The following is a 13,067-nucleotide window of genomic DNA, read 5'->3' on the forward strand; positions in this document are numbered from 1 at the left end:
GGGGACGATGCGGCGGCCGGCTACGCCTTCCGCAGCGCCTCGCCCTTGGCGTAGGCCAGGTCGCGCAGCTCCTCCTGGAACGCACGCATGCGCTCGCGGAGGGCGGCCGCCTCCTCGCCCGCACCGGCGCCCAGGATCCGGGCGGCCAGCAGGCCGGCGTTGCGCGCCCCGCCGATCGACACGGTGGCGACGGGCACGCCCGCAGGCATCTGCACGATCGACAGCAGCGAGTCCATCCCGTCGAGGTGCTTGAGCGGCACGGGCACCCCGATCACGGGCAGCGTCGTGACGGACGCCAGCATGCCCGGCAGGTGCGCGGCGCCGCCGGCCCCGGCGATGATGACGGACAACCCGCGCGACTCGGCCTCGCGGCCGTACGAGATCATCTGCTCCGGCATGCGGTGCGCGGACACCACGTCCTTCTCGTAGGAGATGCCGAACTCGTCGAGCGCCTCCCCCGCGGCCTTCATGGTCGGCCAGTCGGAGTCCGACCCCATCACGATCCCCACCCGCACGCTCATGCGGCACCTCCGTCTCGAACGATCGCCGCGGCGGCCACGGCCCTCGTGTATGCCTCGTCCCGCGTGGCCGCGGACACGTTCACGTGACCCACCTTCCGGCCGGCGCGCACGCCCTTGCCGTACAGCTGGATCTTGGCCCCCGCATCGTCCACCTCGGCGAGCGCGTCGGTGAGGGTGCCGCGCGCCCCGCCCAGCACGTTCGCCATCACGGTCCACGGCGCGGTGGCCGCGGTGCCGCCCAGCGGCACGTCGAGCACGGCCCGCAGGTGCTGCTCGAACTGGCTGGTGACGGCGCCGTCGATGGTCCAGTGGCCGGAGTTGTGGGGCCGCATCGCGAGCTCGTTGACCAGGATGCGGTCGCCCGCGAGGAACAGCTCCACGGCGAGCACGCCGGTGACGTCGAGACCGGACGCGACGGTCTCCGCGATCCGCGACGCCTCGGCGGCGAGCGCGTCGGACAGGTCGGGCGCCGGGGCGATCACCTCGGAGCACACGCCGGCGCGCTGGATCGACTCGACGGTGGGCCACGCGCGCATCTCGCCGGACGGGCGCCGCGCGATGAGCACCGCGAGCTCGCGGTCGAACGGCACCTTCTCCTCGAGCAGGACGCGCGGGCCGCCGTCGGCGGCGGCGCGCAGCCAGTCGGTGGCGTCCGCGGGCGACGTGATGACACGCACGCCCTTGCCGTCGTAGCCGCCGCGCGCGGTCTTGAGCACGCCCGTGCCGCCGTGGACCGCGAGGAAGTCCTCGACGTCCGCCTCGGTCTCGACGTGGCGCCACGCGGGGTTGGGCAGCCCGAGCGCGTCCATGCGGGTGCGCATCTCGATCTTGTCCTGCGCGAACAGCAGCGCGTGGAGGCCCGGGCGGGCGGGCACCCCGGCGGCAGCGGCGGCATCGAACACGTCCGCGGGGATGTGCTCGTGCTCCCAGGTGAGGGCGTCGGGACGCGGGTGCGCGAGCAGGCGCGCGACCGCGTCGGGATCGGTGGGCAGGCCCACCACGGTCTGGTGGGCGGGCAGGGCGGCGGCGGCCTCGTGCGACTCGACGAGCACGCGCAGCGTGATGCCCAGAGCGGTGGCGGGCCCGGCCATCATGCGCGCGAGCTGGCCACCGCCGACGACGGCGACGATCGGGGTCATGGCACCAAACTACCGGGGGCTAGGCTCGTCCCTCGTGACCGTCCTCCTGCGCTGGGTCCGCGAGCGTGCCGGCGAGCTCACCCGCTTCGGGATCGTGGGCCTCGCGGGCGTGGTCGTGAACCTCGGCGTGTTCAACCTGCTGCGGCTCGGCCCGCTCGCGCCCGACGCCGAGGTCGCGGGCGACGACGACCGCGTGGTGACCGCCAAGATCATCGCGACGCTGGTGTCGATCCTGTTCGCCTGGGTCGCCCACCGCGAGTGGACGTACCGCGGCAGGCGCCGCCACCGCCCCGCACGCGAGCTGGTGATGTTCGGCCTGGTCAACGGCGCGGCCCTGGTGGTCGAGGCCGGCACGCTCTACGTCTCGCACCACTGGTGGGGGCTCACCAGCGTGCTCGCGGACAACGTGTTCTCCCTGGTCGGGATCGGGCTGGGCACGGTCACGCGCTACATCGGGTACTCGCTGCTGGTGTTCGACGCGCCGGGGGACGATGCGCCGGTCGCCCGGGCGGACGAGCCGGGGGACGCGGGAGGGGCCCGGTAGTCAGCCGCGGCGCCTGCGGCGCCGGTCGGTCTGGCGGGCATGCGGCACGATCTCGTCGATGCCCACCATGCGCGGCACGCCCTGGAGGAACACCGCGAAGGTCGCGGGCACGCGCTGCGCCAGCTCGAGGCGCCCGCCGTCGGCGGTGACCAGGTCGCGCGCGAGCGCGAGCCCCAGTCCGGTGCCGCGACCCGAGGTGACCTCGCGCTCGAAGATCCGCGGGGCGAGGTCGTCGGGCACGCCCGCGCCCTCGTCCGTGACCTCGATCACCACGGCGTGGTTCTGGCCGGAGTCGCGCGCGGACACGCGCGTGGTGCCGCCGCCGTGCTTGAGCGAGTTCTCGATCAGGGTCGCGAGCACCTGCGCGAGGCCGCCCGGCGTCGCGAACACGGTCGCGTCGGTGGGCGCGATCGCGATGCGGCGGCCCGCCTGCTCGAACGCGGCCACCCACTCCTCGCGCTGCTGGTCGAACACCTCGTCGAGCATCACGAGCTCCGTGCCCGAGCCCAGGGCGCGCCGCGAGCGGCCCAGCAGCTCGTCGACCACGCCCACCAGGCGCTCGACCTGCTCGAGCGAGCGCTCGGCCTCCTCGCGGACCTCGTCCTGGTCCGTGAGCACGGAGATCTCCTCGAGGCGCATCGACAGCGCGGTGAGGGGCGTGCGGAGCTGATGCGACGCGTCGGCGGCGAACTGCCGCTCGGTCGCCAGGCGGGCGGCCATGCGGTCCGAGGACCGCGCGAGCTCGTCCGCCACCAGGTCGATCTCCTCGATGCCGGTCTTCTCCAGCCGCGGCCGCACCTGGCCCGAGCCCAGCTGCTCCGCGGAGGCGGCGAGGTAGACCAGGGGGGCGGAGAGGCGGTTCGCCTGCCAGATCGCCATGGCGGCGCCGGCGACGATCGCGACGGTGCCGCTCGCGAGCACCAGGCCCACGATCCGGGCGGCCTGCCAGAACACGTCCCACTTCGAGATGTACGCGTACACGCGCAGCCCCGAGTCCGTCTGGTAGGTGCCCACGTACGCGGACGAGGGCTGCTCGCCCGCGGTGAGGATGGTGCCGTCGGGCAGGGCGACGGTGATGTACTCGGGCGCGCCGGGGCTGGTGGAGATGAAGGACTCGAGGTTGTCCTCGGTGATCGCCTCGCCCGACTGGTAGCGCACCTCGAGCGCGCGCGCCGCGGTGCTGGCGCGCAGGTCGAGGTTGGTCAGCGCGTCGTCGCGCATGATCTGCGCGGCCGCCACGGCGAGCGGGATGCCCAGCATGACCACCGCGACCGCGAGCGCGGAGAAGGTCGCGGTGAGGACGCGACGGCGCACGGCTCGCTAGTCGCCGTTCTCGAAGCGGAAGCCCATGCCCCGCACCGTCGTGATGAAGTGCGGCTGCGACGCGTCGTCGCCGAGCTTCCGGCGCAGCCACGACACGTGCATGTCGAGGGTCTTCGACGGTGCTCCCGGGTCCGCGGCCCACACCTCGCGCATGAGCGTGTCGCGCGAGACCACGGAGCCCGCGTTGGACACCAGCACCTGGAGCAGGTCGAACTCCTTGCCGCTCAGCTGCAGCTCGGTGCCCTCCAGGTACGCGCGGTGGCCGGCGACGTCGATGCGGACGGCGCCCGCCTCGATGTCGGCGCCGCTGTCGCTGCCGGTGCGGCGGCGCAGCAGCGCACGCACGCGGGCGAGCAGCTCCGCGAGGCGGAACGGCTTGGTGACGTAGTCGTCGGCGCCCGCGTCGAGGCCCACCACCAGGTCGACCTCGTCCGCGCGCGCGGTGAGCATGAGGATCGGCACCTGCAGGCCCTTGTCGCGGATGCGACGCGCGACGTCGACGCCGTCGATGTCGGGCAGCCCGAGGTCAAGGATCACCAGATCCGCGTCATCGGATGCCCCGACCCCGCCCACGCCGGTGCCATGCCACTCGACGTCGTACCCCTCCCTGCCCAAAGCACGGGTCAAGGGTTCTGAAATGGTCGGGTCATCTTCGACCAAAACAATTCGCGTCATGCGAACACAGTACCCGGGACCACGCACTTTGCAACGAACCCCCCGGCCGCGCCCGCCGGTCGGCGCCACGCGCGCGGATACGCTGGGTGGCCGTGACGCGACCCACCCTCCGCGCGGCCGATCGCCCGGCCCTCCCCCGCCCTCGGGCGACGCTCGTGACCGCTCCCGAGCGCATCGTCCTCGGGCTCGTGGTCCTCGCGCTGGCGGCCGGCCTGTGGGCCTCCGTGGGCCTCCACACGCCGTGGACGGTGCTGCCCACCGCGGCGGTCGGGATCGCGCTCGCGTGGCGCGTGGTGCCCGCACCGGCGCGCGTGACCGTCGCCGAGCGGCGCGGCGCGGCGATCGCCCTCGCGGGCGCGGGCGCGTGGGCGGTGGTCAACGCCGTCATGTACGCCGAGTACCTCATCGTGGTGCGCGACCCCGGCTTCCTCACCCTCGCGGGGCTGTGGCTGGTCGACCACCCCGACTCCGACATCCCGTCGCTGGGCGCGATCGACGCGGCGAGCGTCGACGGCAGCGTGCTCGCCGACGCGTCGCAGGCGTGGAACCTGCGCGGCGACGCGGTCCAGCCCCAGGGCGCGCGCATGCTCTCCGCGCTCATCGCGACGGGCGGGTGGGTGGCCGGGGACCTCGGCGTGCTGGTGTTCAACGTGATCGTGGGCGCCGTCGGGATCCTCGCGGTCTACGCGCTGTCCCGCCGGATGCTCGGGCCGCTCGCGTCCCTCGCCCCCGCCGCGGCGGTGGCGCTGTCGGTGTCCCACATCGGGCTGTCGCGCGCCGCGTACACCGAGCCGCTCACGCTCGTGCTGGTGATCGCCGCCGCGCTGTGGCTCTGGCGCGGCGTCGAGGACCGTCACGGCGGCGCCCTCGCGCTCGGCGCCGCGGCGTCCGGCGCGCTGTCGTTCGTGCGCATCGACGGCGCCGCCTACGCCGCGGGCCTGCTCGCCGCGACGGTGCTGGCGCTCGCCCTGGCACCGGGGTCGCGGGCACGGCGCGGCGGCGCCGCCCTGGCCGCGATCGGCGTGCAGGCCGCGCTGCTGTTCGCCGGCTACGCGGCGCTGTGGCGGTGGAGCGAGGGCTACGCGGACCGCCTCGCGGACCAGGCCGTCACCCTGATGATCGGCTACGGCCTGCTCGCCCTCGCGCTCGGGCTGTGGGCCCTCACGTGGATCGGCGGCGGCGACCGCGTCGCGACCGGCGCGCGGGACCTGCTGGGACGCCGCGGCGCGATCGCGGCCGGCGCGGCGGTCTCGGGGCTGCTGGCGGTGCTCGCGTCGCGGCCGCTGTGGATGACCGCGCACCGCGGCACGGACAACAGCGTCGACCAGTTCACCAACTCCGTGGTCGGGTCCTTCCAGGCCTCGCAGGGGCTGCCGATCGACCCGACGCGCACGTACGCCGAGCACACCGTGGCGTGGGTGAGCTACTACCTCACGTGGCCGCTGGTGCTGCTCGGCATCCTGGGCTTCGGGCTCGCGACCACGTGGATGATCCGCCGCCGTCCCGGCTGGGCGCTGCTGCTCGGCGCGGTGCTGCCCACGTCGCTCCTCTACTTCTGGAACCCCGAGGTGGTGCCCGACCAGCTGTGGGCCTTCCGTCGCTTCGAGCCCGCGACGCTGCCCGGCTTCGCGATCGCGGCGGCCGTGGCGGCGTGGGGGCTCTGCGACCGGGTCAGGCCCGCGTGGCGCGCGCGCTCGCGCCGCATCGCGGCGGGCGCGTTCGTGTTTCTCCCGCTCACCACGTGGGTGTCGATCGCGCCGGGCTCCGACCTGCCGGTGTCCGCGGCGACCCCGGTGTTCGTGCGCGAGATGGGCGGCGCGTACTCCCAGCTCGAGGACCTCTGCGCGGTGGCCCCCGACCGCCCCATCATCCTCGCGGGCACGTCCTCCCACTTCGGGTCGCTGCGCGTGATGTGCGACGAGCCCACCGTCCTCGCCCTCGCCGCCCTCGAGCCGGACCAGATGGCGCGGATGGCGGACACCTGGGACGCCGCGCCCGTGGTGCTCACCCGCAATCCCGAGTGGTTCGAGTGGTCCACGGAGCCCGCGGTGGTGGTGAGCTCGACCGTGCGGCAGGCCAGCTACGAGCTCCAGGGCATCCCCCGCACCTACTTCGACCGCGCCTACTCCTGGTACGCGGGGATCGTGGGCGAGGACGGCGTGCTCGTGCCCGTCGAGCCCGAGGATCGGACCGTGGTCACCAGCCCCTGACCCGCCTGGGTCTGTCCACCGTTCGCCGGCGGGCGCTGGACCGCGCGGTCGAGCCGCGGTGGGCTGGGGCGGTGATCCTCACCATCGAGGGCGCCGGCGACGTCGAGGCGGCGCCCGGCACCCCGCTCGGCGCCGTCCTGGCGGCCGCCGGCGCGCCCGCGGCCGTGTGGTGCGGGAGCGTGCGGCTGGACGCGGACCATCGCGTCGGCGCGCCGCCCCTGCTCGCGGCCGCGCGGCTCACCGTCTCGCCGGGGCGTGCCGCCGCGCCGCGGGCAGGACCCCACGCGCGCGTCATCGCGGGTCCGGACGCGGGCGGCGCGCTGGCACCGATGGACCGCGACGCCGTGGTGGGACGCGACGGCGCGTCCGCCCTCGAGGACCCGGCGCTGAGCCGCCGCCACCTCGCGATCGACGCGCGGGGACGCGCCCGCGACCTGGGGTCCCGCAACGGCACGGTGCTGGTGCGCGGCGGGCGGCGGCGCAGGCTCGGCCGGCTGCGCCGCCGCCTGCGCGACGGCGACGTCCTGTTCGCGGGCGGCTCCGCGGTGCGGTGGGTGGGGGACGATGCGCGGGCGGGCGAGTCCTCCCCCGTCGCCTCCGGGCCCGGCGCGGGCGGGTCCACCCGGATCGCGCCGCTGCTCGCCGGGGTCGGGGGTGCCGCCGCGGGCGCCGCGGCGATCGGCGCCGCGACGGGCCGCTGGGCGATCGCGGCCGCGATGCTGGCCGCGCCGCTCGCATGGGCGCTCGTCGCGCTCGCTCGGCGGCGCCGTTCGGAACGCACGCCCGAGCTGGGACTCGAGGAGCTCGCCGCGGTGCCGCTGCCCGTGGCGGTCGTCGGCGAGGCGGACGTCGCGCTCGGCGTCGCGCGTGCGATCGCCGTCGCCCGCGAGGTCGGGCTGGAGGGTCTGACGCACGAGCCGTGGACGCGGTGGCACGAGCGGCGGCTGCCCGCCGAGGCGGTGCGCGTCGTGGCGCGCGACGGTTCCCCGTCCTCCGAGGCCCGCACCGTGATCGACGCGGACGCCGCCACCCTGACCGTCGAGGGGCGCACCCGCGCGTGGCACGTCGCGGCCGTCTCCGCGACGACCGCCGATGCCCTGGCGCGCGCCGCCGTCGGCGGCCGCGAGCCCGGCCTGCCGGACCTGCTGCGCTGGGGCGACCTGCCGCCGCCCGAGCGGCCCATGACGGCGGCGCTGGGCGTCGACCGGCGCGGTCCCGTGATGCTCGACCTCGACGCCGACGGCCCTCACGTGCTGGTCGCGGGGACCACGGGCTCGGGCAAGTCCGCGCTCCTCGAGACCGTGGTGGCGGGCCTGGCTCACGCGCATCCGCCCGAGCGGCTCGGCGTCGCGCTGGTCGACCTCAAGGGCGGCGCGGGCCTCGGCGCCTGCGCCGCGCTGCCGCACGCGCGCGGGCTGCTCACGGACCTCGAGCCGGGCTCGGCCAGGCGGATGCTGCTGGGGCTCGCGCACGAGCTGCGCGAGCGCAAGCGCGCCCTCGCGCGCGAGGCGCTGCCGTCGTGGGTGGCGTGGGAGCAGCGCGGGGCCGCGTCCGCGCGGCTGCTGGTGGTGGTCGACGAGTTCCAGGAGCTCGGCGCGCTCGACCCCGGGCTGCTGTCCGAGCTCGCGAGGCTCGCCGCGCAGGGTCGCTCGCTCGGCGTGCACCTCCTGCTGGCCACGCAGCGCCCGGCTGGCGCGGTCTCGCCCGCGATCCGCGCCAACGTGGGCACCGTGATCGCGCTCCGGACCGCGACGGCCGCGGAGTCTCACGACCTGCTGGGCGACGCCTCCGCCGCGGAGCTCCCCGGCTCCGCTCCCGGCCGGGCGATCCTCGCGTCGCCTCGCGGCCGCACCACGCTGCAGGCCGCGCTGCCGGTCGCTGACCCGACGCCGCCCGTGCGGCCCGTGGGCCACGCGCCGCCACCCGGGCGCGCGCTCGCGGACACGGCTCGAGAGCGCTGGGACGCGCGGCCGCGCCCGGAGCCGCTGTGGCTGCCCGCGCTCGCGGAGGAGGCGTCCGCGCCGCCCGGAGCCTTCGGGTGGATCGACCTGCCCGAGACGCGCACCAGGGCGCCGCTCGTGTGGGATCCCGCCGACGGTCCGCTGCTGGTGGTCGGACCCCGCGGTTCCGGCCGCACCACCACGCTGGACGCGGTCGCCGCGGCGCTGCCGGGAACGGTGTGCCTACCCGCCGACCCGCGCGAGGCGGTCCGCACGCTCGCCCTCGCGGCGGCGGCGCGGCCCGCGGCGCTGGTGGTGGATGACGCGGACGTCGCGACCGCCAGGCTCGAGCCGCTCCTGCGCGGCTCCCCTCAGGCGCTCGAGGACCTCGCGCGCGTGGTGCCGCTCGTGATCGCGTGCGGGCCCGGCTGGGGCGCCCGGTGGGCGGCGCGCGCGGGCGCGCGGGTGGTGCTGAGCGGGCTGGATCGCATCGAGCAGCAGCTCTGGGGCGTCCCGCCAGCGCTCGCGGGGCTCGACGCCGCACCCGGCCGCGGCGTCGCGGTGACGCCGCGCGCGAGCGGCGAGTGCCGCATCGTCCCCGCGCCGTGCCCACCCCCACGGACCCTGGTCGCGCCGCTCATCTGCGGTGCCGACCTGCCCGCGGGCGCCGTGGGCGTGGTGGGCGACGACGCCCGGCCGCTGCGGCTCCCCCGCGACGGCGTCGCCGTGATCGGCGCGCCGGGAGCGGCGCGCGACGCGCTCGTGGCGTCGCTCGCCGCGGCGGGCGTCCGTGCGGAGGCGGCGACGGTCACGCCCAGCGGGGCGCCGATCGAGCTCCTCGCGGACCCCACCCCCGCGCGCCTGCGCGAGCTCGGCATCCTGGCCCCGCCGGGCCTGGCGGAGCCGGCGCCTCCGCCGGGCCGCGTGATGGTGCGGCGCGGTTCCACGTGGGAGGCGGCCCAGCTGCGGATGCCGCCCGAGCCGCGGACGGAGGCGTCAGCCGTCGCGTGAGGCGCGCAGCGCGGGCCGGCCGCCCACGAGCACCGCGATGCCCACCGCGATCCCGAGCACCGCGAGCGGCACGCCGAGCGCCGGGCTCACGCCCATGAGGTTGATGCCCGCGAGCGTCTGCAGCGCCTGCCAGGTGAGGGCGGCGCTCACCGCCCACCGTGCGCCCTTGTCGAGCGCCCTGGCGACCAGCAGCAGGCCCGCCGCGATGAGCCCGCAGAACGCCGCGAGCCCGGCCGCGAACGCGGGCTCCGGCAGGGAGAACGCGTGGATGCCGTAGGCTGTCGCAGCAACGGCCAGAGCGACCGCCTCGAGCGCGACGCCGGCGGCCGCGATCCGTGCGCGGGTCCTCTCCGGATCCCCCTCGCGCCGGGACCTGGGCCCCTTGTGCGCGTCCGTCATGACGCCTCCTTCCGCCCTTGTGAGCGAACCCACAGGAAACACCTCTTGAAACATGTTCGTTACTTGTGCGAATCTTAAGGAAGTCTGAACGCGACGGAGCGACGAACCCCCTGTGATCCATGGGCTCCGTCGCGTCGTAGCACCCCCCAGCTATCCCCCCAAGGAGACCCCATGGATTGGCGCACCAGCGCAGCATGCCTCGAAGTCGATGACCCGGAGCTCTTCTTCCCCGTCGGCAACACCGGCCCGGCCCTCGTGCAGATCGAGAAGGCCAAGACCGTGTGCCAGCGTTGCGACGTGCGGGACACGTGCCTGCAGTGGGCGATGGAGCACAACCAGGACTCCGGCGTCTGGGGCGGGCTGTCCGAGGACGAGCGCCGCTCGCTCAAGCGCCGCGCCGCCCGCGCGCGCCGCGCAGCCAAGTAGCACCCCCGCATCGAGGCCCCGTCCAGCCGGACGGGGCCTCGTGCTGTCCGGGGCGGCCGGCCCCGCGGCCGTGCCGGCCCGTCTAGAGCCGCGGATCGGACACCCGCTCCTCGACGCTGACGCGCAGGTCCACGACGGAGCCGTTGTCGACCTTGGTCCACTCGATCGAGCCGGACAGCTCGTTCTGGACCAGCGTCCGCACGATCTGCGAGCCGAGCCCCGACGGCTCCACCGCGATGCCCACGCCGTCGTCGGAGATCCGCACGTGCAGCCGGCGGTCGGCGCGGTCGGCGTGCACGGTGATGGTGCCCTGCGCCCTGCCCGCGAAGCCGTGCTCGACGGCGTTGGTGATGAGCTCGGTGATGACCAGCGCGAGCGAGGACGCGTACTGCGCCGGGATCAGCCCGAACTCGCCGGTGTTGATGATGCGTACCTGCGTGTCGGGCGAGGCCACCTCCGCGGCCATGCGGATGGACCGGGACACCAGCTCGTCGAAGTTCACCAGCTCGTCGAGCGTGCCCGAGAGCGTCTCGTGGACCAGCGCGATGGTCGCGACGCGGCGCATCGCCTCGGCGAGCGCCTCCTTGGCCTCCGGCGCCTGCACGCGGCGCGACTGCAGCCGCAGCAGCGCCGCCACCGTCTGCAGGTTGTTCTTCACGCGGTGGTGGATCTCGCGGATGGTCGCGTCCTTGGTGACCAGCTCGCGCTCGCGGCGCCGCAGGTCGGACACGTCGCGGCACAGCAGCACCGCCCCCACGCGGGCGCCGTGCTCGGACACCGGGATGGCGCGCAGCGACAGCGCGGCGCCGTTCGCCTCGAGGTCGGTGCGCCACGCGGCGCGGCCCGCGACCACCATGGCGAGCGTCTCGTCCACCAGGCCCTGGTCCTCGAGCAGCTCGCTCGTCACGCGCGGCAGCGACTTGTTCATGAGCGAGCCGTGCACGCCCAGCCGGTGGAAGCAGGACAGCGCGTTCGGCGACGCGTACGTCACGTGGCCCACGGCGTCGAGGCGGAGCACCCCGTCGCCCACGCGCGGCGCGCCGCGGCGCGGACCCGTGATGGAGGTGTGGACTGGGAACTCGCCGCGCGTCACCATCCGCAGCAGGTCGTCGGCCGCGCCCTTGTAGTTGAGCTCCAGCCGGCTCGAGGAGCGCGACACCGCCTGCGACACCTCGCGCGTCATCACCGCGATGGCGCGGCCGTTCATCACCACGGGCAGCGCGTCCTCGCGCACCGCGTACGTCTCGTCCCAGCGCGGCTCGCGCGAGCCGACGATCGCGCCCTCGTCGAGCGCGCGCGTCAGGTGGGCGACGCGGCCGTCGGCCGCCTTGGTGCCCACCACGTCGTCCAAGTGCACGGTCGGGCCGGTCGACGGCCGGCACTGCGCGACGGCGACGAACCCGTCGGCGTCCTGGCGCCACAGCACCAGGTCCGCGAACGACAGGTCCGCGATGATCTGCCAGTCGGACACCAGCAGGCCGAGCCACTCGGCCTCCGCATCCGTGATGGGGCCGTGTTCCTCGATGGTGTCGCGCAGGGTTGCCACGGGTACCAGCCTAAAGCCGCCGCGAGGGCGCGCTAGCCTGGGCGCATAGGGGGTGGACCGGTGAAGATCACGCACGCGCATCGCTTCGATGCCCCGCTCGAGCGGGTCTGGGAGATGATGACCGACGCGGAGTTCGGCCACGTGCGCGCCGCCGCGATGGGCACGGAGGCGCAGGACGTCGACGTGGACACCCGGGAGGACGGCTCGCGCCTGGTGGCGCTGCGGGCGGACGTGCCCGCCTCGTCGATCCCCGCCGAGTTCCGCTCGTTCCTGGGCCGCGACCTCGCGGTCTCCTACACGGAGGTGTGGGAGCCGCCCACACCCGAGGACCGGGTGGGCACCTTCGCCGTCGAGATCGCCGGCGCGCCCGGCCACGTCTCCGGCGCGATCGGCCTCACTCCCGACGGCGGGACCACCGAGTTCCTCGCCACCGGCGACGTGGTCGCGAACGTCCCGTTCGTGGGCGCGATGATCGAGAAGGCGGTCGCGGGCGCCGTACAGCGCGCCCTCACCGCGCAGCTGGAGGCCGCTGACGCGTGGCTCGCCCGGTGACCCGGGCGCGCCAGCTCGCCCTCGTCCTGGTCGGCGGCGCGCTGGGAGGCGCGCTCCGCATCGTCCTGTCGGAGACCCTCCCCCACGGCGCGGGGCCCGTCCCGTGGGACCTCGTCGTCATCAACGTGGTCGGCTCGCTCGGCCTCGCCTGGGCCGTCGCGTTCACGCAGGCGCGCGGACCCTGGGCGGTCTTCCCCATGGTCGGCCCCGGCTTCTTCGGCGGCTTCACCACGTTCTCGTCGATCGCGGCGCTCGAATGGTCGGCGGGCACCTCGACCGGGCTCGCGGTCATCGTGCTCGTGGGCACCATGGCGGCCGCGGTCGCGGGCGCGCTCCTGGGGTGGCGGCTCGGCGACCGCCCGCCCACGCCCCTCGATGAGGCGGCCGTGTTCGCGGAGGAGAACGAGTGACCGGCTGGGTCTACGCCGCCGCGATCCTCGGGTGCGGCCTGGGCGCGTGCGTCCGGTTCGCGCTCGGCTGGCTCGACCACGCCCGGACGTTCCCGTGGCCCACCATCGCGGCGAACGTGCTGGGCTCCGCGCTCCTGGGCGCCGTGGTCGCCGCGGGGGACGATGCGCTGGTCACCCCGGCGTGGGCGTTCGTCCTGGGCACGGGGGTGGCGGGCGGCCTGTCGACGTTCTCCTCGCTCGCCGTCGACATCGTGGTGATGGCGAAGGACCGCCGCGTGCGCGCGACCGCGCTGTACGTGGCCGCGACGTGCGTCCTCGGCCTCGGCGCGGCCTGGGCCGGCTACGCCGCGGTCGCCGCGCTCGCCTGACCG

At 75.5% G+C, this 13,067-nt stretch carries 13 protein-coding genes; 7 read left to right on the forward strand and 6 right to left on the reverse strand.

Translation table 11 applies throughout. The annotated features are described in order from the left end of the window. Positions 1–20 precede the first annotated feature (20 nt). Together purE and AOM05_RS00175 are read right to left on the reverse strand one after the other, a co-directional pair. On the reverse strand, positions 21–521 hold the full coding sequence (gene purE, locus AOM05_RS00170) for a 5-(carboxyamino)imidazole ribonucleotide mutase (RefSeq protein WP_062518618.1): 501 nt from the start codon (positions 519–521) through the stop codon (positions 21–23). Beyond that, entirely contained in the window at positions 518–1,660 is a 1,143-nt protein-coding gene (locus AOM05_RS00175) for a 5-(carboxyamino)imidazole ribonucleotide synthase (RefSeq protein WP_062518619.1), read from the reverse strand. The genes purE and AOM05_RS00175 overlap by 4 nt, the downstream gene beginning before the upstream one ends. Before the next feature lie 34 nt (positions 1,661–1,694). Between AOM05_RS00175 and AOM05_RS00180 the strand changes: the two genes are divergently transcribed. Next, positions 1,695–2,204 carry a GtrA family protein gene (locus AOM05_RS00180; protein ID WP_062518620.1) on the forward strand — a complete coding sequence of 170 codons (510 nt, stop codon included), beginning with the start codon at positions 1,695–1,697 and terminating at the stop codon, positions 2,202–2,204. Here AOM05_RS00180 and AOM05_RS00185 read toward each other — a convergent pair whose 3' ends face one another. Both AOM05_RS00185 and AOM05_RS00190 read right to left on the reverse strand, forming a co-directional pair. Continuing rightward, positions 2,205–3,518 (reverse strand): HAMP domain-containing sensor histidine kinase, encoded by a 1,314-nt coding sequence (locus tag AOM05_RS00185; protein WP_062518621.1) that lies wholly within the window; start codon positions 3,516–3,518, stop codon positions 2,205–2,207. Positions 3,519–3,524: 6 nt separating this feature from the next. After that, positions 3,525–4,202: a response regulator transcription factor gene (locus AOM05_RS00190; RefSeq protein WP_062518622.1), complete on the reverse strand. Its 678-nt coding sequence runs from the start codon at positions 4,200–4,202 to the stop codon at positions 3,525–3,527. Between the two features lie 155 nt (positions 4,203–4,357). Here AOM05_RS00190 and AOM05_RS00195 point away from each other — a divergent pair, with 155 nt between their 5' ends. Then, the gene (locus AOM05_RS00195; RefSeq protein ID WP_062518623.1) at positions 4,358–6,412 is read left to right on the forward strand and encodes a hypothetical protein; all 2,055 of its coding nucleotides are present in this window, start codon (positions 4,358–4,360) and stop codon (positions 6,410–6,412) included. A 71-nt stretch (positions 6,413–6,483) separates the two neighbouring features. Then, positions 6,484–9,363, forward strand: coding sequence for a type VII secretion EssC family protein (locus AOM05_RS00200; RefSeq protein ID WP_062518624.1), 2,880 nt, complete (start codon positions 6,484–6,486; stop codon positions 9,361–9,363). Here AOM05_RS00200 and AOM05_RS00205 read toward each other — a convergent pair. After that, a complete protein-coding gene (locus AOM05_RS00205) occupies positions 9,349–9,762 on the reverse strand; it encodes a hypothetical protein (protein WP_062518625.1) in 414 nt (137 codons plus the stop codon). The genes AOM05_RS00200 and AOM05_RS00205 overlap by 15 nt on opposite strands. A gap of 171 nt (positions 9,763–9,933) precedes the next feature. Here AOM05_RS00205 and AOM05_RS00210 point away from each other — a divergent pair, with 171 nt between their 5' ends. After that, positions 9,934–10,188, forward strand: coding sequence for a WhiB family transcriptional regulator (locus tag AOM05_RS00210; RefSeq protein ID WP_062518626.1), 255 nt, complete (start codon positions 9,934–9,936; stop codon positions 10,186–10,188). Between the two features lie 82 nt (positions 10,189–10,270). Here AOM05_RS00210 and AOM05_RS00215 read toward each other — a convergent pair whose 3' ends face one another. Next, positions 10,271–11,734: a sensor histidine kinase gene (locus tag AOM05_RS00215; RefSeq protein ID WP_062518627.1), complete on the reverse strand. Its 1,464-nt coding sequence runs from the start codon at positions 11,732–11,734 to the stop codon at positions 10,271–10,273. 60 nt (positions 11,735–11,794) lie between these two features. On the opposite strand from AOM05_RS00215, the gene AOM05_RS00220 reads away from it, so the two are divergent. Genes AOM05_RS00220 through AOM05_RS00230 form a run of 3 tightly spaced genes read left to right on the forward strand, consistent with a single transcriptional unit; the run spans position 11,795 to position 13,064 of the window. Continuing rightward, positions 11,795–12,286, forward strand: a complete 492-nt coding sequence (locus AOM05_RS00220; RefSeq protein WP_062518628.1) for a DUF2505 domain-containing protein — start codon at positions 11,795–11,797, stop codon at positions 12,284–12,286. Beyond that, on the forward strand, positions 12,283–12,696 hold the full coding sequence (locus AOM05_RS00225; RefSeq protein WP_062518629.1) for a FluC/FEX family fluoride channel: 414 nt from the start codon (positions 12,283–12,285) through the stop codon (positions 12,694–12,696). Before AOM05_RS00220 ends, AOM05_RS00225 begins: the two co-directional genes overlap by 4 nt. After that, positions 12,693–13,064, forward strand: coding sequence for a FluC/FEX family fluoride channel (locus tag AOM05_RS00230; protein ID WP_062518630.1), 372 nt, complete (start codon positions 12,693–12,695; stop codon positions 13,062–13,064). The genes AOM05_RS00225 and AOM05_RS00230 overlap by 4 nt, the downstream gene beginning before the upstream one ends. Positions 13,065–13,067 lie beyond the last annotated feature (3 nt).

The sequence above is a fragment of the Demequina silvatica genome (assembly GCF_000971215.1).
Lineage (GTDB): Bacteria > Actinomycetota > Actinomycetes > Actinomycetales > Demequinaceae > Demequina > Demequina silvatica.

Excerpts from the sequence above, each read along its gene's own strand:
- purE (WP_062518618.1), bottom strand. The coding sequence starts at position 521 with ATGAGCGTGCGGGTGGGGATCGTGATGGGGTCGGACTCCGACTGGCCG.
- AOM05_RS00175 (WP_062518619.1), bottom strand. The coding sequence starts at position 1,660 with ATGACCCCGATCGTCGCCGTCGTCGGCGGTGGCCAGCTCGCGCGCATG.
- AOM05_RS00190 (WP_062518622.1), bottom strand. The coding sequence starts at position 4,202 with ATGACGCGAATTGTTTTGGTCGAAGATGACCCGACCATTTCAGAACCC.
- AOM05_RS00205 (WP_062518625.1), bottom strand. The coding sequence starts at position 9,762 with ATGACGGACGCGCACAAGGGGCCCAGGTCCCGGCGCGAGGGGGATCCG.
- AOM05_RS00210 (WP_062518626.1), top strand. The coding sequence starts at position 9,934 with ATGGATTGGCGCACCAGCGCAGCATGCCTCGAAGTCGATGACCCGGAG.